The 22341-nt window shown below is 68.2% G+C and carries 18 protein-coding genes; 8 read left to right on the top strand and 10 right to left on the bottom strand.

Annotation, left to right across the window (positions count from 1 at the left end):
• Window positions 1–150 precede the first annotated feature (150 nt).
• The 4 genes from HZI36_RS01060 (at window position 151) to acnA (ending at window position 6160) form a co-directional block, all read left to right on the top strand.
• On the top strand, window positions 151–1224 hold the full coding sequence (locus HZI36_RS01060) for an HpcH/HpaI aldolase/citrate lyase family protein (RefSeq protein WP_246326922.1): 1074 nt from the start codon (window positions 151–153) through the stop codon (window positions 1222–1224).
• 187 nt (window positions 1225–1411) lie between these two features.
• Window positions 1412–1915, top strand: a complete 504-nt coding sequence (locus HZI36_RS01055) for a hypothetical protein (protein WP_179400754.1) — start codon at window positions 1412–1414, stop codon at window positions 1913–1915.
• Between the two features lie 22 nt (window positions 1916–1937).
• Window positions 1938–3392 (top strand): bifunctional 2-methylcitrate dehydratase/aconitate hydratase, encoded by a 1455-nt coding sequence (locus tag HZI36_RS01050; protein WP_179400753.1) that lies wholly within the window; start codon window positions 1938–1940, stop codon window positions 3390–3392.
• A 50-nt stretch (window positions 3393–3442) separates the two neighbouring features.
• Entirely contained in the window at window positions 3443–6160 is a 2718-nt protein-coding gene (acnA, locus tag HZI36_RS01045) for an aconitate hydratase AcnA (RefSeq protein WP_179400752.1), read from the top strand.
• A gap of 105 nt (window positions 6161–6265) precedes the next feature.
• On the opposite strand, the gene HZI36_RS01040 is transcribed toward acnA, so the two are convergent.
• On the bottom strand, window positions 6266–6802 hold the full coding sequence (locus HZI36_RS01040; RefSeq protein WP_179400751.1) for a cytochrome b: 537 nt from the start codon (window positions 6800–6802) through the stop codon (window positions 6266–6268).
• A gap of 96 nt (window positions 6803–6898) precedes the next feature.
• Here HZI36_RS01040 and HZI36_RS01035 point away from each other — a divergent pair, with 96 nt between their 5' ends.
• Window positions 6899–7534, top strand: a complete 636-nt coding sequence (locus HZI36_RS01035) for a Pr6Pr family membrane protein (protein WP_179400750.1) — start codon at window positions 6899–6901, stop codon at window positions 7532–7534.
• Window positions 7535–7589: 55 nt separating this feature from the next.
• On the opposite strand, the gene HZI36_RS01030 is transcribed toward HZI36_RS01035, so the two are convergent.
• Complete coding sequence (locus HZI36_RS01030) at window positions 7590–8321, bottom strand: peptidoglycan DD-metalloendopeptidase family protein (protein WP_179400749.1); 732 nt, start codon at window positions 8319–8321, stop codon at window positions 7590–7592.
• Between the two features lie 365 nt (window positions 8322–8686).
• On the opposite strand from HZI36_RS01030, the gene HZI36_RS01025 reads away from it, so the two are divergent.
• Entirely contained in the window at window positions 8687–9007 is a 321-nt protein-coding gene (locus HZI36_RS01025; RefSeq protein WP_179400748.1) for a hypothetical protein, read from the top strand.
• 91 nt (window positions 9008–9098) lie between these two features.
• Here the strand turns inward: HZI36_RS01025 and HZI36_RS01020 are convergent, their stop codons facing one another.
• From HZI36_RS01020 to HZI36_RS00995, 6 genes are all read right to left on the bottom strand, one after another.
• Window positions 9099–9425, bottom strand: a complete 327-nt coding sequence (locus HZI36_RS01020; RefSeq protein WP_179400747.1) for a DUF4148 domain-containing protein — start codon at window positions 9423–9425, stop codon at window positions 9099–9101.
• Window positions 9426–9626: 201 nt separating this feature from the next.
• Window positions 9627–11039: an NADP-dependent phosphogluconate dehydrogenase gene (gndA, locus tag HZI36_RS01015; protein WP_179400746.1), complete on the bottom strand. Its 1413-nt coding sequence runs from the start codon at window positions 11037–11039 to the stop codon at window positions 9627–9629.
• A gap of 94 nt (window positions 11040–11133) precedes the next feature.
• Complete coding sequence (locus HZI36_RS01010; protein ID WP_179400745.1) at window positions 11134–11775, bottom strand: DUF938 domain-containing protein; 642 nt, start codon at window positions 11773–11775, stop codon at window positions 11134–11136.
• Entirely contained in the window at window positions 11772–12695 is a 924-nt protein-coding gene (locus HZI36_RS01005; protein WP_179400744.1) for an NAD-dependent protein deacetylase, read from the bottom strand. Before HZI36_RS01005 ends, HZI36_RS01010 begins: the two co-directional genes overlap by 4 nt.
• 845 nt (window positions 12696–13540) lie before the next feature.
• Window positions 13541–14752: an NO-inducible flavohemoprotein gene (hmpA, locus tag HZI36_RS01000; RefSeq protein WP_179400743.1), complete on the bottom strand. Its 1212-nt coding sequence runs from the start codon at window positions 14750–14752 to the stop codon at window positions 13541–13543.
• A gap of 61 nt (window positions 14753–14813) precedes the next feature.
• Complete coding sequence (locus tag HZI36_RS00995) at window positions 14814–16289, bottom strand: nitronate monooxygenase (protein WP_179400742.1); 1476 nt, start codon at window positions 16287–16289, stop codon at window positions 14814–14816.
• A 104-nt stretch (window positions 16290–16393) separates the two neighbouring features.
• Between HZI36_RS00995 and HZI36_RS00990 the strand changes: the two genes are divergently transcribed.
• Both HZI36_RS00990 and HZI36_RS00985 read left to right on the top strand, forming a co-directional pair.
• A complete protein-coding gene (locus HZI36_RS00990; RefSeq protein ID WP_179400741.1) occupies window positions 16394–17305 on the top strand; it encodes a LysR family transcriptional regulator in 912 nt (303 codons plus the stop codon).
• 235 nt (window positions 17306–17540) lie between these two features.
• Window positions 17541–20078 (top strand): mechanosensitive ion channel domain-containing protein, encoded by a 2538-nt coding sequence (locus HZI36_RS00985; RefSeq protein ID WP_179400740.1) that lies wholly within the window; start codon window positions 17541–17543, stop codon window positions 20076–20078.
• Here HZI36_RS00985 and HZI36_RS00980 read toward each other — a convergent pair.
• The gene (locus HZI36_RS00980) at window positions 20031–21290 is read right to left on the bottom strand and encodes a cytochrome P450 (RefSeq protein ID WP_179400739.1); all 1260 of its coding nucleotides are present in this window, start codon (window positions 21288–21290) and stop codon (window positions 20031–20033) included. The two genes, HZI36_RS00985 and HZI36_RS00980, sit on opposite strands and share 48 nt — an antisense overlap.
• Window positions 21287–22303: a biotin synthase BioB gene (gene bioB, locus HZI36_RS00975; RefSeq protein ID WP_179400738.1), complete on the bottom strand. Its 1017-nt coding sequence runs from the start codon at window positions 22301–22303 to the stop codon at window positions 21287–21289. The genes HZI36_RS00980 and bioB overlap by 4 nt, the downstream gene beginning before the upstream one ends.
• Window positions 22304–22341: the final 38 nt, after the last annotated feature.

Raw genomic sequence — 22341 nt, 5'->3', positions numbered from 1 at the left:
GCGCGGCCGGCGGTCCGCCGCCGGCCGCGCGCATCGCAATCCGATTCGAACGTGTTTTGCCGCCCGCGAGCACGGCCGCCGCTGGCCCAGAGCACGTCCGAATCCGATCTTCTCCACCCTGCCGGTCTCGATTGCCTGACGCCGAAGAAGATGCCCGCGCTCACTCCCGCAGAAGTGCTGTACGACGGCGCCGCGCCGCCCCCGATGCTGCCGTGCTGCGACCATTACGCGGGCAGCGAGAAGCTGATGCGCAAGTCGCTCGCGCTGCAGGCCGAGCTCGGCCCGGTCTTCGACATCACGCTCGACTGCGAGGACGGCGCCGCCGTCGGCCAGGAGGCCGCGCACGCGGCGCTCGTCGCCGACATCCTCGGCAGCGCCGAGAACCGTTTCGGGCGCGTCGGCGTCCGGATCCACGACTTTTCCCATCCTCACTGGCGCGACGACGTGCGCATCGTGCTGCGCGCCGCGCGCGCGCCCGCTTACATCACGCTGCCGAAGATCGCGAACGCGGCCGACGCGGCCGAGATGTGCGCATTCATCGAAGGCACGCGCCGCGAGCTCGGCATCGCGCGGCCGATTCCGGCCGACGTGCTCGTCGAGACGCACGGCGCGCTCGCGCAAGCGGCCGCGCTCGCCGCGCTGCCGGCGGTCGGCACGCTGAGCTTCGGGCTGATGGATTTCGTATCCGCGCACCACGGCGCGATTCCCGATGCCGCGATGCGCTCGCCCGGCCAGTTCGAGCATCCGCTCGTGCGCCGCGCGAAGCTCGAGATCGCCGCCGCGTGCCACGCGCACGGCAAGACGCCGTCGCACAACGTGACGACCGAGGTGCGCGACATGAGCGTCGTCGCCAGCGACGCGCAGCGCGCGCGCGACGAATTCGCGTACACGCGGATGTGGAGCATTCATCCGGCGCAGGTCCGGCCGATCGTCGCGGCGTTCGCGCCGCGCACCGACGAAGTCGCGCTCGCCGCCGAGATCCTGCTCGCCGCGCAGGCGGCCGACTGGGGGCCGACGCGCCACCGCGACACGCTGCACGACCGCGCGAGCTACCGCTACTACTGGTCGGTGCTGCGCCGTGCGCGGGCGACCGGGCAGCGGCTGCCGCCCGACGCCGAACCGCTGTTCGGCGCGGCCGGCGTAGGTGCGACCGGCGTAGGCGCGGCCGGCGTACGCGCGACCGGCCCAGGCGCGGCCAGCTCAGGCGCGGGAGGCCCGGCATGAGCGATCGGCGCCGCCCCGCTCGACGAATTGAATACAAATGTTACGGGGCCCGAAAACCTTAAATTTGTGCGGCCAAATAGGAGAAAATAGCGGCCGCTGCGCGCTTCCGGGGCGCGTGCAGTTCAACCCCGGCCGGCAGCGGATACCGCCGGCCTTTGTTAACTGACTATCGAAAGGTTCTGACTCCATGAAGAAATTGCTGATCGCGACCGCCATCGGCGCGCTGTCCGCCACGATGCTGGTGACGGCTCCGGCCGCGTTCGCCCAAGACTCCGGCACGCCCGCTCACAAGAAGGTCGCCAAGCGCCCGGCACCGAAGCGCCGCCTGATCCCGCGCAGCAAGAAGGCGCAGGAACGCGCCGCCGCGAAGGTGGATCCGGTGCCGGAAGGCGCCGCCCGTTGGTCGTGCGCGGAAGGTCTGTCGTTCGAGCTCGCCGGCGACATGAAGCGTGACCAGGTCGTCACGGTCCACTGGGCGCAGAAGAACTACAAGCTGCCGCGCGAACAGAACAACACCGGCGCGGACGTGTTCTACGATCCGGCGCAGGGGATGAAGCTCGTCGTGATCCCGGCGAAGGCGATGCTGTTCAGCGACAAGGATGGCGAGCGCCTCGCCGACGAGTGCCACACCGCCGAAATGGCGCAAGGCGCGCCGGCGCCGACGCAGTCGAACGAGCTGAAAACCAACTAAGCGCGTTCGCCCGAGGAGCCTCATGTCCGCCTCGATCTCCAGCGTCCGTCCCGCTCCGGATCCGGTGCTCGTCGACATCGTCGACTACGTGCTGAACGCCGGCGGGATCGACAGCGCGCTCGCGCTGGAGACCGCGCGTCACTGCCTGATCGACACGCTCGGGTGCGGGCTCGAGGCCCTCTCCTATCCCGCCTGCACGAAGCTGCTCGGGCCGATCGTGCCGGGCACGGTCGTGCCGAACGGCGCGAAGGTGCCCGGCACGTCGCTCCAGCTCGACCCGGTTCAGGCCGCGTTCGACATCGGCGCGATGATCCGCTGGCTCGACTTCAACGACACCTGGCTCGCCGCCGAATGGGGCCATCCGTCCGACAATCTCGGCGGCATCCTGGCGACGGCCGACTGGCTTTCCCGCACCGCGATCGCAGCCGGCAAACCGCCGCTCGCGATGCGCGACGTGCTGATCGCGATGGTCCAGGCCCACGAGATCCAGGGCTGCCTCGCGCTCGAGAATTCTTTCAACCAGGTCGGGCTCGACCACGTGCTGCTCGTGAAGGTCGCGTCGACCGCGGTCGTCGGGCGCCTCGTCGGGCTCACGCGCGACGAGCTGATCGACGCGGTATCGCTCGCGTTCGTCGACGGCCATCCGCTGCGCACGTACCGGCACGCGCCGAACACGGGTTCGCGCAAGTCGTGGGCCGCCGGCGACGCGACGTCGCGCGCGGTGCGCCTCGCGCTGATCGCGAAGACGGGGGAAATGGGCTACCCGTCGGTGCTGAGCGCGAAGACCTGGGGCTTCTACGACGTGCTGTTCAAAGGACAACCGTTCCGCTTTCAGCGCCCGTACGGCACGTACGTGATGGAGAACGTGCTGTTCAAGATTGCGTTCCCGGCCGAATTCCACGCGCAAACCGCCGCCGAAGCCGCGATGCAGCTGCACGCGCAGCTCGCGGCGGCCGGCCGCTCGACCGACGACATCGCGCGGATCACGATCCGCACGCACGAGGCGGCGATCCGCATCATCGACAAGTCGGGGCCGCTCGCGAACCCGGCCGATCGCGACCACTGCATCCAGTACATGGTCGCGGTGCCGCTGCTGTTCGGGCGCCTCACCGCCGCCGACTACGAGGACGACGTCGCGCGCGACCCGCGCATCGACGCGCTGCGCGCGAAGATGGTCTGCGTGGAAGACCCGCAATTCACGAAGGATTATCACGATCCGGACAAGCGGTCGATCGCGAATGCGCTCACGATCGAGTTCGCGGACGGATCGACGCTTGCCGAAGTGGCCGTCGAGTATCCGATCGGCCACCAGCGACGCCGCGCCGACGGCATCCCGCTTCTGATCGAGAAGTTCCGGGCCAACCTCGCCCGCCGCTTTCCGGCAAAGCAGCAACAAGCGATTCTCGACGTGTCGCTGGACCAGGCAAAGCTCGAAGCGATGCCGGTCGATGAGTACGTCGACTTGTACGTGATCTAGCCGTCATCTACATGAACTCTTTTCTCGCCTAAACCCAGGGGAAAACCATCATGGCCCACAATCTGCACAAGACCCTCAAGGAATTCGACAGCGGTTCCGGCAAAGGCAAGTTCTACTCGTTGCCCCAGCTCGGCAAGGAGCTGAAGACGAAGATCGAACGCCTGCCGGTGTCGATCCGGCTCGTGCTCGAATCCGTGCTGCGCAACTATGACGGCAAGAAGATCACCGAGGAGCACATCGAGCAGCTCGCGAACTGGAAGCCCACGGCCAAGCGCGTCGACGAAATCCCGTTCGTCGTCGCCCGCGTCGTGCTGCAGGACTTCACCGGCGTGCCGCTGCTCGCCGACATCGCCGCGATGCGCGGCGTCGCGAAGCGCGCCGGCGTGAGCCCGAAGAAGATCGAGCCGCTGGTGCCGGTCGACCTCGTCGTCGACCACTCGGTGCAGATCGACTACTTCGGCCAGAAGGACGCGCTCGACCTGAACATGAAGCTGGAATTCCAGCGCAACAACGAGCGCTACCAGTTCATGAAGTGGGGCATGCAGGCATTCGATACGTTCAAGGTCGTGCCGCCGGGCATCGGCATCGTGCACCAGGTGAACCTCGAGTACCTCGCGCGCGGCGTCCACCGGAAGAAGGACGAAGACGGCCACGTCTACTACCCGGACACGCTCGTCGGCACCGACAGCCACACGACGATGATCAACGGCATCGGCGTGGTCGGCTGGGGCGTGGGCGGCATCGAGGCGGAAGCCGGCATGCTCGGCCAGCCGGTGTACTTCCTGACGCCGGACGTCGTCGGCGTCGAGCTGAAGGGCAAGCTGCGCGAAGGCGTGACCGCGACCGACCTGGTGCTGACGATCACCGAAATGCTCCGCAAGGAAAAGGTCGTCGGCAAGTTCGTCGAGTTCTTCGGCGAGGGCACGAAGACGCTCGCGCTGCCGGACCGCGCGACGATCGCGAACATGGCGCCGGAATACGGCGCGACGATGGGCTTCTTCCCGGTCGACGAAAAGACGATCGACTACTTCAAGGGCACGGGCCGCACGAAGGCCGAGATCGCCGCGTTCGAGAACTACTTCAAGGCGCAGGATCTGTTCGGCATTCCGAAGGCCGGCGACATCGACTACACGAAGGCGCTGACGCTCGACCTGGCGACGGTCGCGCCGTCGCTCGCGGGCCCGAAGCGTCCGCAGGACCGCATCGAGATCGGCCACGTGAAGTCGACGTTCAGCGAGCTGTTCTCGAAGCCGGTCGCGGACAACGGCTTCGCGAAGAAGGCCGACGACCTGACCGCCGAGTACCAGACGAGCGACGGCATCACCGTGAAGAACGGCGACGTGCTGATCGCCGCGATCACGTCGTGCACGAACACGTCAAACCCGAGCGTGCTGCTCGCCGCCGGCCTGCTCGCGAAGAAGGCCGTCGAGGCCGGCCTGAAGGTCGCGCCGCACATCAAGACGTCGCTCGCGCCGGGGTCGCGCATCGTCACCGAGTACCTGACGAAAACGGGCCTGATGCCGTACCTCTCGAAGCTCGGCTTCGAACTCGCCGCGTACGGCTGCACGACCTGCATCGGCAACGCGGGCGATCTGACGCCGGAGCTGAACGAGGCGATCACGAAGAACGACATCGTCGCGGCGGCCGTGCTGTCGGGCAACCGCAACTTCGAGGCGCGCATCCACCCGAACATCCGCGCGAACTTCCTCGCGTCGCCGCCGCTCGTCGTCGCGTATGCGATCGCGGGCAACATCACGCGCGACCTGATGACGGAGCCGGTCGGCCAGGGCAAGGGCGGCCGCGACATCTACCTCGGCGACATCTGGCCGACGAGCGACGAAATCCAGTCGCTGCTCAAGTACGCGCTCGACCCGGACAAGTTCGAGAAGAACTACGCGCACCTGACGAAGAAGGGCGACCTGTGGAGCAAGATCGAGGGCGAAACCGGCCAGGTCTACGACTGGCCGAAGTCGACCTACATCGCGGAGCCGCCGTTCTTCGGCAGCGATTTCTCGATGGAGCCGGCCGCGTCGATCGCAGCAGTGTCGGGCGCGCGCGCGCTCGGTATCTTCGGCGACTCGGTGACGACCGACCACATCAGCCCGGCGGGCTCGATCAAGGAAGATTCGCCGGCGGGCCGGTGGCTGAAGGAGAACGGCGTGCAGAAGGCCGACTTCAACAGCTACGGCTCGCGCCGCGGCAACCATGACGTGATGATGCGCGGCACGTTCGCGAACGTCCGGATCAAGAACCTGATGATCCCGGTGAAGGCCGACGGCTCGCGCGTCGAAGGCGGCCTGACGATCCACCAGCCGAGCGGCGAACAGTTGTCGATCTACGACGCCGCGATGAAGTACATCGACGCCGGCACGCCGACCGTCGTGTTCGCGGGCGAAGAGTACGGCACCGGCTCGTCGCGCGACTGGGCCGCGAAGGGCACGCAGCTGCTCGGCGTGAAGGCCGTGATCGCCCGCAGCTTCGAGCGGATCCACCGCTCGAACCTCGTCGGCATGGGCGTGCTGCCGCTGCAGTTCAAGGGCGCGGACAGCATCCAGTCGCTCGGCATCACCGGCGACGAAACGTACGACGTCGAAGGCCTCGGCGACGACTTCAAGCCGCAGCAGGACGTCACGCTCGTGATCACCCGCCAGAACGGCGAAACGGTGCGCGTGCCGGTGCTGCTGCGCATCGATACGCCGATCGAAGTCGACTACTACAAGCACGGCGGGATTCTGCCGTTCGTGCTGCGCTCGCTGCTCGCGGCGTAAGCGCCCGCCGGCCGCCGCAAGGCGGCTGGCGGACCACGGAAAGCCCGGCGCATACGCGCCGGGCTTTTTTTCGCCTTCGATTCGCGCGCGGCGGGCGGCCGCGCGTCAGAACGACATCCGGCGCAGCAGGCCGTCGCGCTTGACGAAGTGGTGATAGAGCGCGCCGAGCGCGTGCAGGCCGATCACGAAGTAGAACGTATTGCCGAGCAGCCCGTGCAGTTCCTTCACGGTCCGCGCCATCGCCTTGTCGGGGCCGAACAGCGTGAACGACCAGCCGACCCAGTCGAGCGTGACCGGATGGCCGCCCATGTTGATCGTCATGATGCCGAGCAGCGGCTGCGCGACGATGAACACGTAGAGCACCGCGTGCGTGAGCTTCGCGAGCCAGCGCAGCAGCGCCGGCTGCGGCACCGGATCCGGCACGCGGCTGACCGTGCGCCACGCGACGCGAAGCACCGACAGCACGAGCACGAGCGCGCCCGCGCATTCGTGCGCGTTCATCCAGAACGCGCGGCTCGCGCTGCCCTTCGGGCCCCGGACCTCGATGGCCAGATACGCGAGCGCCACCAGCAGGAAGATCACCCAGTGGAAAAGAATCGCGGGCGTGCTGTATCGCGCCCGTCTCGCGAGAATGTTTTTCATGCTTTATCTCGTGTCGTGTTGAGGGGTTTCCGCAAGCGCCGGCCGCACGCGGTTGTGGCACGATGTTGCTTTGGCCTTCGACGTCGGGGAGGCGCGATGAGCAAAACCACTTTCGTCACGTCCTACCGGCTGACCGCCGCGTTGCTCGCGCTCTCGGCGCCGCTGCACAGCATCGCCGTCGACTGGGACATGCCGACGTTTCATCTCGGCAACTTCCTCAGCTACTTCACGCAACTGAGCAACCTGTACGCGGGCGGCATATTGTGCGCCGGGCTCCTGCTGGCCGCGCGCCCCGTGTCGAGACGCTACGAATCGATGCGCGGCGCGGCGGTGCTGTATCTGCTGATCACCGCGATCGTCTACGAGGTGCTGCTCGCCCATCGCGACGCGCTGCTCCACATCACGCCCGCGTACAACAACTGGGTGCTGCACCGGATCGTGCCGCTCGTCGTACTCGCCGACTGGCTCTACGTGGTGCCCCGCACGCCGATCTCGTGGCCGAGCGCGACATCGTGGCTCGGCTTCCCGGTCACGTATCTCGGGTACACGCTGGTGCGCGGCGCGTGGGAAAACTGGTATCCGTACCCGTTCGTCGATCCGCGTCCGCACGGCTACATCCCGGTCGCGCTGCAATGCACGCTGATCGCGATCGGCGCGTGCATGCTGATGATCGCGATCCGCTGGCTCGGCAACCGATTGCAGCGGCGGCCGGCAACGGCGCCCGCCGGCTAGCCGCGGGCGCCGCCCGGCACAACGCACGCGCCATGCACGCGAAACGGCGACCGGTTCAGCCACCGTTCCTCGGCAGATATCCCATCGGATCGACGGGCTTGCCGTTCTGCCGGATTTCGAACTCGAACGACGCGCGGCCGCTCGGGTCGACGGCCATTTGCGCGACCGGCTGCCCGGCGCGCACCGCGTCGCCCTCGTGCACGAGCAGCGAGCCCGCGTGGCCGTACGCGGTGATCAGCCCGCTTTCATGCTTCAGGATCACGAGCGGACCGTAAGCCTTCACGCCAGTGCCCGCGTAGACGACCCGGCCGGGTGCGGCCGCGCGCACCGTCTGGTCGGGGCCGGACGCGGTGATCGTGATCCCGCGCGTCCTGCCCGGGACGAACGGCGCGGTCACGGTGCCGGTTGCCGGCCACGACAGCGACTCGGACAGCGACGGCGCGGACTGCGGCGTCAGCGGGATCGCCGCGGGCGGTGGCGCGACGCGCAGCACCTGGCCGACCGACAGCCCGTCGGTCGGCGCCATGTGGTTCCAGCTCGCGACGTCCTGAACCCGCTGGCCGAACGCGGCGGCGACGCCCGCGAGCGTGTCGCCCGGATTCACGCGGTAGTAGCCCGCGAGCACGCCGGACGATGCGGACGGGCTCGGCGCCGGCGCCCGATACGGCTGCCAGGTGTCGGTCCACGGGGTCACCGTGCAGCCGGCCAGCGCGGCGATGCCGGCCGCGAGCGCGGCCCGCGCCAGCCATCGGTTCGGGGAAAAATGAACGGGAAACGGTGTTCTCAAGCAAACCTCCGGGAATCGCGTCTTGGCGCTGCCCCCCAGCGCGTGACGCAGTCATGTCCGGTTCGACGGGCGAACCGGTGTCCGGCCGCCTGAAGCGGCCGTCAGTGTTCGCAGCGCGGTCCGCGCCGGTCGACGCCGGCGTGTCGGACTTTGCCGCACTCGCAAAAGTGAGAAGATATCATCCGGCCGCTTCGAGCCGCATATCGGGACGCATATCGGGACGGAACACCGTCGACGAACATCGCCGGCGCCCCCCAAAGCACGATAGTATCGCCGTTCGTCCATGACGAAACATCGACGATGCATGGTCCGTTCATGACGGCAACGGACCCTATACTCGTGGAAGCATTGCCAGGAGACAGACGATGAACAATGCGACCTTTATTTCCGTCCAGCTCAACGTCGAGGATTTCGGCGGCTCCAGCGGGCTGGCCGAACTGCTGAACACCCATCTGCTGTTCTCCGCCGACGTCGCGGAAGCCGCCGACGCGCTCGTGCAGCTCGCGAGCGTCACGCATTTGTCGGGCGGCACCCGGCAAAGCGTCGAGCTGCCGGTCGAGGCGCTCGAACGCCTGCGCGGCGCGCTGGACGCGCTCAGCGGCTACGACGAGGCCTGGCTGACCGCGCTCGAGCCGCGCGACGCGCTGTTCCGGGACATCGGCGACGGCAAGCGCCCGCTGCACTGACGCGCGTCACCCAGCAAAACAGCCCGCCGTTCCGGATCGCGGAACGGCGGGCTGCGGGGACTGCGAAAACCGGGACGCCCCGGCGCGGCGATCAACGCCCCCGATAGATCGGTGCGCCATCGGCGATGCGGCGATTGGGAGCCGGACCGCCGGCTTCGCGCTTGGCGAGCGGCTCGGTGCCGTAACCGCTCGTGTCGGCCGCGGCGACGTTCTGCTGCGGATGCACGCGCGCCTCGGCTGCCTGGATGTTGTCCGGATAGTACATGCGGTTCGCGAGCGGGTTGTAGCCGGCCTGTTCGAGGGTCGACAGTTCGGCCTTCACCTGGGCGCGCGTGACCGGGCCGTTCTGTTGGGCGAACGACACCACCGGAGCGGCGAGAACGGTAGCGACAGCAAGCGTTGCGATCAGCGATTTCATGATTGACCTCCGTGATTTTTTGCTTCGCCACACACCTGATTGCGTGCGGCGAGTGACTGAAGTGTAGTCAGTCGATCACCTAGGGAAAACCATGAATCAGCGAAAACACTATTTCGCCGAATCCAACAATTTCCGGGTCAGCCGATCAAAACCCTACTCGTCGAATAGCATTTCGCAACAATGCCCGCCGCGCGCCGCCGGTCACGACCAGTTCGCGTGGAAGCTGCCCGGCTGGTCGGTGCGCTCGAACGTATGCGCACCGAAGAAGTCCCGCTGCGCCTGCACGAGATTCGCGGGCAGGCGCTCGGACCGGTAGCTGTCGAAATACGCGATCGCCGACGCGAACGCCGGCACCGGCACTCCGGCCCTCACCGCGGCGACCACGACGTCGCGCAGCGACGCCTGATAGTTCGCGGCGATGTCCTGGAAGTACGGGTCGAGCAGCAGGTTCGCCAGCGCCGGATCCTTCGCGTACGCGTCCGTGATCTTCTGCAGGAAGCGCGCGCGGATGATGCAGCCCGCGCGGAAGATGCGCGCGATCGTCCCGAGGTCGAGGTGCCAGCCGTATTCGTGCGACGCGGTGCGCAGTTGCGCGAAACCCTGTGCGTACGAGATCACCTTGCTCAGATACAGCGCGCGGCGCACCGCCTCGACGAACGCGGCGCGATCGCCGTCCGGCGGCAGGGCAGCCGGCCCGGACAGCACCTTGCTCGCCGCGACGCGCTCGGTCTTCAGCGACGACAGCACGCGCGCGAACACCGATTCCGTGATCAGCGGCAGCGGCACGCCGAGATCGAGCGCGTTCTGGCTCGTCCACTTGCCGGTGCCCTTCTGCGCGGCGCGATCGAGGATCACGTCGACCAGATGCTCGCCCGTCGCGTCGTCCTTCTTGCCGAAGATCTTCGACGTGATCTCGATCAGATAGCTGTCGAGCTCGCCCTGGTTCCATTCGGTGTACACACGGCCGAGCGCTTCGTTCGACAGCCCCGCGACCTGCTTCAGCACCGCATAGCTTTCGGCGATCAATTGCATGTCGCCGTATTCGATCCCGTTGTGGACCATCTTCACGTAATGGCCGGCGCCGTCCGGGCCCATGTACGCGACGCAGGGCTCGCCGTCCGACGGCGCCTTCGCGGCGATCTGCTTCAGGATCGGCTCGACGAGATCGTAGGCGGCGCGCTGGCCGCCGGGCATGATCGACGGGCCGTGCAGCGCGCCCTCCTCGCCGCCCGACACGCCGGTGCCGATGAAGTGCAGGCCCGATTGCGCGAGCTCCTGGTTGCGGCGCACGGTGTCGGTGAAGTGCGTGTTGCCGCCGTCGATCAGCACGTCGCCCTTCTCGAGCAGCGGCTTCAGCGACGCAATCGTCGCGTCGGTCGCGTCGCCCGCCTTCACCATCATCAGGATGCGGCGCGGCGTTTCCAGCGACGCGACGAATGCCTCGAGCGTATAGGTCGGCACCAGCTTGCGGTCGGGAAATTCGGCGATCAGTTCGTCCGTCTTCTCGCGGCTGCGGTTGTACACCGACACCGCATAGCCGCGGCTCTCGATGTTGAGCGCGAGATTGCGGCCCATGACCGCGAGCCCGACCACGCCGATGGCTTGCTTGCCCATTGTTCGATTCTCCGGAAATAAACAGGGGCGCGCGCCGAACGGGCCGCGCGCATAGCCGAAAGGATAAGGGAAACCGCGCGACGGCGTCGCGGCGTCACTGCTCCGCCGACGGCAGCCGCCGGAACACGACGGTCAGATTGTTCGCCGGCATCTCGACCACCTCGACGCAGTCGAGCCCGCGATCGAGACCGAGCGCGACGACCGTCTCGAGATCGCGCACGCCCCACGACGGATCGCGGCTTCTGAGCTGCGCATCGAACGCTTCGTTCGACGGCGCGGTATGCCGGCCGCCGCGGCGATACGGACCATACAGCACGAGCACGCCGCCCGGCCGCAACGCGCGCGACGCGCCCGCGAACAGCGCGTCGGCCGCCGCCCACGGCGCGATGTGGATCATGTTGATGCAGACGATCGCGTCGACTGCCGCGAGCGGCCACGACGCGTCGCGCACGTCGAACGCGAGCGGCTCGCGCACGTTCGGCAGCCCCGTGTGCGCGATCCACGCGGCGATCGAGCGCCGCGCGTGCGTGTCGGGGTCGCTCGGCTGCCAATCCAGCGCGGGCAGCGCCTGCGCGAAATGCACGACGTGCTGGCCGGTGCCGCTCGCGATCTCGAGCACGGCGCCACGCGCGGGCAGCACGCGGCGCAGCACGTCGAGAATCGGCCCGCGATTGCGTTCGGCCGCGGGCGCGCTGAGCCGCTGCGACGGATCGGCGGGAGAACGATCGCCGCTCATGTCGAAGACCGTTCGGTATTCGCGTCAGCCGGGCCGGGACGCGAATTCAGCGCATCGGCCAGACCGAGACGCGCATTCAGCGCGTCGAGCGCCGGCCCGCACGGCGCCTCGACCTTCAGCGTCAGGATCGGATCGGCGCGCGTATGGCCGAGATTCAGCGCCGCGACCGGCTTGCTCTGCGCCTGCGCCCACACGCAGAAGCGATAGCCCGAATAGACCATCAGCGACGAGCCGACGACCAGCACCGCATCGGCCGCATCGAGCGCGGCCGCGGCCGCGGCCACGCGCTCGCGCGGCACGTTCTCGCCGAAGAACACGACGGACGGCTTCAGCAGGCCGCCGCATGCGGGGCACGCAGGCACGCGGAACGTGTCGAGCGCGTGCCATTCGAGATGCGCGTCGCCGTCGGCGGCAGGCTCGGCCCGCGCGTCGAGCAGATCGGGATTCTCCGCTTCGAGCTGGGTCTGGATGGCCGCGCGCGCATGTTGCGCGCCGCAGTCGAGGCAGGTCACGCCGCCGATGCCGCCGTGCAGCTCGATCACGTCGGCGCTGCCCGCGCGCTGATGCAGCCCGTCGACGTTCTGCGTGACGAGCCGCTCGATCCGGCCGGCCGCGCCGAGCCGCGCGAGCGCCGCGTGCGAGCGGTTCGGGCTCGCGCGGCCGACGACGGGCCAGCCGATCATGCTGCGCGCCCAGTAGCGGCGCCGCGCGGCGTCCGAGCCGAGGAATTCCTGCAGCTGGATCGGCGCGGTGCGCATCCACTGGCCGTTGCGGTCGCGGTAGCCGGGGATGCCGGAATCCGTGCTGATCCCCGCGCCCGTCAGCACGAACAGGCGGGGATGACGCTCGACGAACGCATGAAGCGCATCGAGCGACGCGGGATCGACGGGAACGTGCGGGGAAGGGTCGGGATCGGTCATGGCGGTGCGGATGGACGGGCAGGATCGGTCGCACGGGAACCCGCGCGTGCCGCCTGCGTGCCAGCACATCATACAGAAGCGAGCGCACAAAAAAAGACGCCCACCGGCCAAAAGGCGATGGGCGCTCGAACAATTGACCCATCGGGGTTGTGGATCAACTGAAATGTTGGCGCTGTTGCGTCCGCAAGCGGACACTCCCCGTTTACGCCGATCGTTCTATGTCATGGGCACTGCCGCTTCCCTCCCGTTCGGTACGGCCGCCTGTCGTTTTTCGAAGCGGGACGAAGTCTTCGTCCGGCCCGCCGGTTCGGTTTCGTTTCTCGATCGCGAATCGAATGCAGTCCATCGCCGCCCGTCGCCTGCATGCGGACGCTTGCCGATCGGCGGTCGTTCGGACCGTGCGCGATCGATCGGCCCGGCGGTTCGGATGACGCAACCGGCGACCCAAGCGAGCTGAGGTTGACTGGCGGATGGATATCGATGCGGAACGTGATCAGGTCACTTCTCGCAGGGTTGACGTGTGCGCCGGTGGCCGGCGATTCATCTTTGCAACGTGAAACGTTGCGGCATGGTCGTTTTTCATTCTCTTGTCCCCGATTGAAGTGCGACTTCCCCATCCGCGCCCGCCCGCCGCATCGATTTCGGCAAGGCTTGAGCCGGTGGCCATCCGATATCCGCAAGGAACGTACCATCGGCCGGAAAGCCAGGCCCGGCGGGGCATCGTCGAACGACGGGTCGGATCTGCAATGGCCGCGGACGGCGGATGTTTCAGAACTGAAACAGGGGGTGGTGCAACGGGGACACGGCGCACGCCCCGGAGGAGCCTCCGGGGCGCGTCGTCCGGATCATTCGGCGAACAGGTCGGGGCCGAAAACTTCGTAGTGGATACGGGCTTCGCGAACGCCGAGCGCCTTGAGCGCATCGTGCTGGATCCGCATGAACGGGATCGGGCCGCAGATGTAGTAATCGGCATCGTCGCGCAGCACGTCGGCCTGGATCGCGTGGACGTCGACGAAACCCGCGTAATCGTAGTCGCGCCCCAGCACGTCCTGTGGCAGCGGGTTGTCGTAGAACACGACCAGATCGAAATTGTCGTGTGTCTTCGCCGCTTCGCGCAGACGGTCGCGCATCGCATGCACGCCGCTGTTTCGCGCGCCGTGCACGAACACCACCTGCCGCTCCGGATCCTGGATCGCCTGCTTCAGCATGCTGATCATCGGCGTCAGCCCGACGCCGCCGCTGATCAGCACGAGCGGCGTCTTCGCGTCGACGTCGATGTGGAACGTGCCGAACGGCGCAGCCAGCCTGACTTCGTCACCGACGTCGACGTGGTCGTGCAGCAGGCACGATACGTATCCGGGCGGAAACGCGCCGCCGCTCTCGCGCTTCACCGAAATGCGATAGCTGCGCCCGTTCGGCATGTCGGACAGGCTGTACTGGCGAATCTGCTGCAAGCCCAGCGCCGGCACGTCGACCGCGATGCTGATGTACTGCCCCGGCTCGAAGTTCATCACCGGGCCGCCGTCGGCGGGCTCCAGCACGAAGGACGTGATCACGTCGCTCTCCGCGCGCTTGTCGCGCACGCGGAACGCGCGCCAGCCGTTCCAGCCGCCCGACTGCGCGGCCGCGCTTTCATACAGCCCGCCTTCGAGGCCCATCAGCGCGTCCGCGAGATTCCCGTACGCCTGCGCCCATGCGGATATGATCTCGTCCGTCGCCGCGCCGCCGAGCACCTCCTTGATCGCGGCCAGCAGATGTTCGCCGACGATCGGATAGTGCTCCGGCTTCACACCGAGGCTCGCGTGCTTGTTCGCGATGTTCTTCAGCACGGCCATCAGGCTGCCCGGATCCTCGATGTTTTCCGCATACGCGTACACCGCGCGCGCGAGCGCCTGTTGCTGCTGCCCCTGCTCCTGATGAGACATGTTGAACACGTTCTTCAATTCGGGGTGAGCGTCGAACAGCCGCTTGTAAAAACACTGGATGATCGGATAGCCGTGCTGCGCCAGCACCGGCGCCGTGGCCTTGACGATGTCCTTCGTCTTCTGCGTCAACATAAGTTTCTCCATTGCAACATCGTGAAATCGCGCGATCGAATCGGGACGACGGTCCGGTGCGTCAGCGCGGGGCGTCGAGCAGCACGTTGACCTTGTCGAGATTCTCTTCGTGCGCAACCAGCATCTCGGTCAGGTTCTGCCGGATCTCGGCATCGCCGACGAGCGGCAGCAGCTCGCGCACCTTCCTCGCCACCCATCCCTGACCGCGGTTGAGAAACGCGAGGCGCTCGTTCAGAACGTCGATCGCCATCGCCTTCGTGTAGAACGCGCCGGTGCGTGTGCTCGGCGTGCCGTCGAGGCCGCGGATCGCGCGGGACAGCATCGCGCACCACTTCACCTCGTCGCGGTGGATCGATTCGATCAGGCCGCGCAGCGCGGCGTCCTGCGCGTGGCCCGCGCTTTCCAGCGTCACGCGGGCACCCGCGCGCTCGGCTTCCAGCAGCTCGTCGAGGCGCGCGAGGATCGACGCGCGCCGGTCGTGTTCGGACCCGGCGGCATCGCCGGCCGGTGCGGCCACGTCCACCGATGCGACGGCCGCCCCGTGCAGCTGGGCCGCCGCCTCGGCGACGATGCGCGCGACGCGCGTCGCGGCGGGCTCCACCGACACGACGCGATCGACACCCAGCCCCGCGTAAAGCGCCATCGCCTCGTAGTCGCCGGTCATCGAGCGCAGCGGCGAATCGGTGCTGAACAGATAGATCGGCCGGCCGGCTTCGTCGCCGATCACGGTCCGGCCGCCGGCGAACGGGTCGCCGTGCTCGCCCCGCGTCACGCTGTTCGCGAGCACCCGCACCGCCGCATGCGGCGGCCAGTTGATGTGGAAGGCTTCGGTCAGCACGGTGTCGGACGCCTGCGCCGCCACCAGACGCCGCTTGTGGTAGTCGTGCGCGAACGATTCGCGCGTCGCGATCAGCACGGTGCCGAGCACCGCGGCCTGCGCGCCCTGCGCGAGCACCCGCGCGACGTCCCGGCCGTCGCCGATGCCGCCCGCCGCCGCGACCGGCACGGTTGCGATCGGCAGCACGTCGGCGAGCAGCTCGGCGAGCGGCTGCCGGCCGCGGACGTGGCCGCCGGCTTCCACGCCCTGCGCGATCAGCGCGTCGGCGCCGGCCGCCTGCGCCTGCCGCGCGTCGGCCACCGAGCCGACCTGACAGACCACGACGATGCCGGCCGCGCGCAGCCGCGCGATCACGTCGGGCATCACGTCCCAGAACAGGCCGACCACCGGCACGCGCAGCTCGATGCACAGGTCGATCTGCTGCCGCAGGAATGCCGCGTCGGTCGCCGCCGGGATCAGGTTGACGCCGAAGCGCCGGTCGCTGCGCCGCCGCACGCGCGCGACTTCGTCGCGAATCAGCTCGAGCGGCTCGCGCACCATGCCGAGAAAACCGAATCCGCCGGCGGCGGTCACCGCCGCCACGAGCTCGGAGCGGGCCACGCCGCCCATGCCCGCGAGCACCAGCGGATACCGGCAGCCGAGCAATTCGCACAGCGGCGTGGGAGACAGCGCATGGACATCGGGCAATGAGCTTGGCATCGGTCGAACTCCGGATTCTTGACGCCCTCCATCCTGCGTTCCGGCTTGAATACAAGCAAATGAATTATTATTTTCGATGACCGCAATAAAATTGCTTTTATCCGATGGACATCGACCTCGCCCGCACTTTCCTGGAGATCGCCTCGAGCGGCAGCTTCGTCGCCGCGGCCGAGCGCCTGCACGTGACGCAGACCGCGGTCGGCGCCCGCGTGCGCGCGCTCGAGCAGCAGCTTGGGCGGCCGCTTTTCGTCCGCAACAAGGCCGGCGCGCGATTGACGCCGGCCGGCGAGCGCTTCGTGCGCCACGCGACGCGCCTCGTGCAGGGCTGGGAACGCGCGCGCCAGCACGTCGCGCTGCCGCCGGGCAGAGAAGACGGGATCAGCGTCGGCGCGGAGCCGAGCATCTGGCATCCGTTGCTCGCCGACTGGCTCGTGTGGATGCATCACGTGTGCCCGGAAGTCGCGCTGCGCGCGGACGTCGATGCGCCCGCACGCCTGCTCGATCGCGTCGAAGACGGCTCGCTCGATCTCGCGCTGCTCTATAACCCGCCTCAGCGGCCCGGCCTGGTCTGCGAACTGCTGCTCGAAGAAAAGCTCGTGATGGTGACCAGCCTCGTCGACGGCCGCCTCGATCCGGGGCAGTACGTGTACGTCGACTGGGGGCCCAATTTCGGCGCGAACCATCAGGCCGCGTTTCCGGATCATCCGAATCCGCCGGTCACCATTTCGCTTGGGCCGCTGGCGCTGACTTATCTGCTGACCGTGGGCGGCGCCGGGTACTTTCGGGCCGGCACGGTCGCCCCTTTCGTCGCGCGAGGCGAGCTGTTCCCGGTGCGCGGCGCACCGGCGTTCTCGCATTCCGCGTACGTCGTGTATGCGGCGGAATACGATGGCGACGCGCTGTCACGCGCGCGCGACGGGTTGCGGATCGTGGCGACGCAGGAGCATCCGGGGCCGACTCAGCCCGTCGCCGCGCGCCCCGAGATGCCGGGCAATCGCGACGGGCATGCGCGTTGACGCCGAAGCGTCTCGGCTCGGCTCATTTATTTAGCATTACTTCTCAATTTGCGGTCGAATGGTCGTCAAACCGACGAACCGCGCCGATGCATGAACGCAATGGCATCCAGTCGCGCGTTCGATTTTTCAAATCCGCCGATACGGAACTATTCGGTTCCAGCCACGATCAAGTTAACATTCGTTCATCGCTGCGCTCGCCGCGCCACCGCCCCGGCGCGCGCCTGCCTGTCAATCCATGCGACACATTCTTCTCGGCTGGCTCCTCTCCATCGTCATCACGGCCGCCCATGCGGCCACCCCCACACCGGCCGGCGCATCGGCCGCCTCCGGCACCACGCCCGCACTGACGCCCCAGCAGGCGCAACAGGCGCTCGCCGTGCTCGAGAATCCCCGCGATCGCGCGCAAGTCGAAACCACGTTTCGCGCGATCGCCGCCGTCGGTGCGCTGAGCACGCCATCGATACCGGCCAGCGCGGCGGCCGCCGCCAGCACCGCATCGGCGGCCGCCGGGCCGACCGCGCTCACGTCGAACGGGCTCGCGTCGGTGCTCGTCCACCAGGGATCGCGCTGGGCGACGGAAATCGGCAGCGCACTGCACGAATCGCTGCACTCGCTGCTCGACGTCGGCTCGGTCGGCATCTGGTGGCGCGACACGCTGGGCCGCGCAGACGCGCGCGCCAGTCTCGCGCACGCGATCTGGATCATCGTCGCCGCGCTGGTGCCCGCGCTCGTCGTCGAATGGCTCGCGAGGCGGCTGCTGCGGCGCGCGCTGGACGCGCTCGCCGCGCGCCGCGCCGGCGCCTCGCGACGCGCACCCGGCCCGTCGGCCGACGGCACCGGCACCGGCACCGACACCGACACCGACTCCAACTCCAACTCCAACTCCGACTCCGACTCCGACTCCGACGCCAACTCCGACGCCTCCGCCGCCGACGGCAACGCAGCGCCCGACGACGATCCGGACCCGGCCGGCATCGACACCTCGCCGCCGCCGGATTCCGCCGGCTTCGTGCACGCGTGGTCGCGACGACGCGGCCACGCGCTGCTCCATCGCACGCTGCTGCACCGGATGCCGCGCGCGATCGTCAGCCTGCTGGTGCGCGCGGTGCCGGTTGTCGGGTTCGTCGGCGCCGCAAGCCTGACGACGTCGCTGTTCGCCGCCGACGGCACGCCGGCCGAAGCCGCGATCGAATCGCTGATCGACATCTATGTCGTCTGCCGCGTGGCCACCATCGTCGGCCGGCTGTTCTTCCAGCCGGATGCGCCGCAATTGCGGTTGCTGCACATCAGCAACGAATGGGCAGGCTTCGCGCAGCGCTGGATCGGCCGTTTCGTGATCATCGTCGGCGGCTGCACGGCCGCCGTCGAGATCGCCGCGAACTTCGGCCTCACCGACGCGGGGCACGTCGCGCTGCTGAAGGCGGTCGCGCTCGTCGGCCACCTGCTGGTCGCGGCGCTGATCCTGCAGTGCAGCCGCCCGGTCGCCGCGCGAATCCGCGCGTATTGCGCGGGCCGGCCGTCGTTCGCGATGATCGGCAACGCACTCGCGGACGCGTGGGCACCCGTGTCGATATTCGTCGTGATGGCGCTGTGGTTCGTCTGGGCACTCGACGTTCACAACGGCTACCGCGTGCTGATCACGCTCGGCGGCCGCTCGATCGCCGTGATGATCGGGATGCGGATCGCGTCGATCGTCGTGTTCGGCGCGCTCGCGCGCCTGTTCCAGCGCAACGGCGACGACCGCACGCTCGTCCGTAGTCACGCAAGCCGCTATTACCCGATGCTGCGGCGAGTGGTATCAGTCGTCGTCGGCATCGTGACGATCGTGCTGCTGCTGCAGATCTGGGGCGTACCGGTGTTCCGCGCATTCGAATCCGGTTCGATCGGCCACCGGCTCGCGTCGGCGCTGGCAACGGTCGCGATCGCCGCCGTCGTCGCGCTCGTCGTGTGGGAAGTGGCGAACATCTCGATCGAGCGGCGCCTCCAGCAATGGACGAGCCACGGCGACCTGATGCGTGCGGCGCGGCTGCGCACGCTGCTGCCGATGCTGCGCTCGCTGCTCTTCGTGAGCATCGCGCTCGTCGTCGGGATGACGGGCCTGAGCGAGATCGGCGTGAACATCGGCCCGCTCCTCGCGGGCGCCAGCATCTTCGGCGTCGCGCTCGGCTTCGGCTCGCAGAAGCTCGTGCAGGATTTCATCACCGGGATCTTCCTGCTGATGGAGAACGCGCTGCAGGTCGGCGACTGGGTCACGCTCGCCGGCGTGTCGGGCACGGTCGAATATCTGTCGATCCGCACGGTGCGGCTGCGGGCCGGTGACGGCTCGCTGCACACGGTGCCGTTCAGCTCGGTGACGACCGTCAACAACACGAATCGCGGGCTCGGCAACGCGGCCGTCAAGGTCGCCGTCGCGTATGGCGAGGACATCGATCGCGCGGTCGCGACGCTCAAGGAGATCGGCGCCGCCTTGCGCGACGATCCGAAGTTCCACGACGGCATCCTGTCCGATTTCAGCTACTGGGGTGTCGACCAGGTCGACGGCGCGGCGATCGTGCTGGCCGGGCAGATGCAGTGCACGGACTCGACGCGCTGGGGCGTGCAGCGCGAATTCAACCGGCGGATCGCCGATACGTTCCGCAAGCGCGGGATCCGGATCGCGAATCCGCAACGCAGTCTGGTCACGTATGAGGACGGGATGCGGCGTGCGGGTGAAGATACGGACTCGCTAGACCGTTCCGATGCCGCCCGGCACATGCACGTTGAGCGTCTGTAGCCCGCGATAGACCGGGTTGCGATTCCATCGCGGCCGGGGCGCCGACAGCACCAGTTCGGGCCAGCGGCGCATCAGCGTGCCGAACACGATCTCGGCTTCCATCATCGTCAGCGCGGCGCCGATGCAAACGTGCGGCCCGCTGCCGAACGACAGCGGCGCGAACGCGCGGCGCCCGATGTCGAGCCGGTCGGGATCCGCGTAGCGACGCGGATCCCGATTCGCCGCGCCGATGATCCCGAGCACCAGCTCCCCTCTGCGCAGCGGCTGCCCGTGCAGGACCAGATCGGTCGCGACGCGCCGTCCGGTGTACTGGACCGGGCTGTCGAAGCGCAGCAGCTCGCGCACCGCGCCCGTCAGCCGGTCCGGCTCGCGCTGCAGCGCGTCGCGAAGCCCGGGCTGCGCCAGCAGGTGGTACAGGCCATTGCCCAGCAGATTGCGCGTCGTCTCGTGCCCGGCGAAGAGCAGCATCGCGCACTGCGCGAGCAGCTCGGCATCGTCGGCTATCGTCCCGTCGCGCGCGGCGCGCGCCAGACTGCCGACCAGGCCGTCCCCGGCCGCGCCGCTCGCGATGCAGCGCTCGAAGTAGCGGCTCATCCCGAGCAGGCTGACCTGCGCGCGCCTCGCCTGCTCCAGCGTCGGCCGCGGCGCGCCGATGAATGCGGCGAGATCGTCCGACCAGTCGATGAAACGATCGTCGCCGTCGCCGGCGATGCCCATCAGCTTCGCGATCACCCGCGCCGGCAGCGGCCGCGCGATCTGCCGCATGAAGTCGAAGCCGCGGCGCGCGTCGACGCTCTCCAGCATCTCGTCGACCAGCGCCTCGACATACGGACGCAACGCGCGCAGCGCGTCGGGCCGAAAGCCCGCGTGCATCAAACGGCGCAGGCGCGAATGGTCGGGTTCGTCCATGAACAGCATCGCGCGACCGAACAGTTGCTGGAACCCCTTCAGCTCGCCACGCGCGCCTTCGCCGCTGTTCATCACCCAGCCGCCGGTCCGGCGCGCCGAGAAGCGCGGGTCGCGCAGTATCGCCTCGACGTCCTCATGCCGCGTCAGCAGCCATGCGCCGTCGAAGAACTCGTCGCTCCAGTGAATCGGCCCGGCCTCGCGCAACGCGGCGTACGCCGGATACGGATCGTCGAGAAAGCCATCGTCGATCATCCGGCGTCCGGCGGCCAACGTGGGCGCGGCCGGCAGCGGCAGCGCGCTCATCGCGCACCTTCACGTGCACCTTCACGCGCAACCCGCAGGCCCAGCCGATCGAACAGCGCGCGATCCCGCGTCGCCTGCGGATTGCTCGTGGTCAGCAGCCTGTCGCCATAGAAAATCGAGTTCGCGCCCGCCATGAAGCACAACGCCTGCAACGCATCGTCCATCTGCTCGCGCCCCGCCGACAGGCGCACCATCGCACCCGGCATCGTGATCCGTGCGACCGCGATGGTCCGCACGAACTCGAACGGATCGAGCGGCTCGGTGCCGGCGAGCGGCGTGCCTTCGACCTGCACCAGATTGTTGATCGGCACCGACTCCGGGTGCGGGTCGAGATTCGCGAGCTGCGCGATCAGGCCCGCCCGATGCGTGCGCCCTTCCCCCATCCCGACGATGCCACCGGAGCACACGTTGATGCCGGCGTCGCGCACGTGGCCCAGCGTATCGAGGCGATCCTGGTAGGTCCGGGTGCTGATGATGCGGCCATAGTATTCGGGGGACGTGTCGAGATTGTGGTTGTAGTAGTCGAGCCCCGCGTCTTTCAACGCGTCGGCCTGCTCCGCGTCGAGCATGCCGAGCGTCATGCAGGTTTCCAGCCCCAGCGCCTTCACCTGCCGCACCATCTCGGTCACGGCCTCCATGTCCCTCGGTTTCGGGCTGCGCCATGCGGCGCCCATGCAGAAGCGCGTCGCGCCCTGGTCCTTCGCCGCCTGCGCGGCCTCGACGACTTCCGTCACCGGCATCAGCCTGCCGGCTTTCACGTCGGTGTCGAAGTGCGCCGATTGCGGGCAGTAGCCGCAGTCCTCCGCGCAACCGCCGGTCTTGATCGACAGCAGCGTCGACAGCTGGATCTCGTTCGGATCGAAATGCTCGCGGTGGACCTGCTGCGCGCGATGCAGCAGGTCCATCAGCGGCAACGCGAACAGCGCTTCGACGTCGTCGACGCGCCATCGCGCATCCGGCCGCGCAGCCGGCTTCTTCAGGGCGGACAGCGGAATGGTGGCAACGGTGCTCATGCAGTAGCTCCAGAGAAGAAACGCCGGCCAGGAACGAT

Source organism: Burkholderia guangdongensis (assembly GCF_013403875.1).
Taxonomy (GTDB): domain Bacteria; phylum Pseudomonadota; class Gammaproteobacteria; order Burkholderiales; family Burkholderiaceae; genus Burkholderia; species Burkholderia guangdongensis.
The sequence above is the reverse complement of the archived record's forward strand: the minus strand, read 5'-3'. Positions and strand labels throughout refer to the sequence as shown.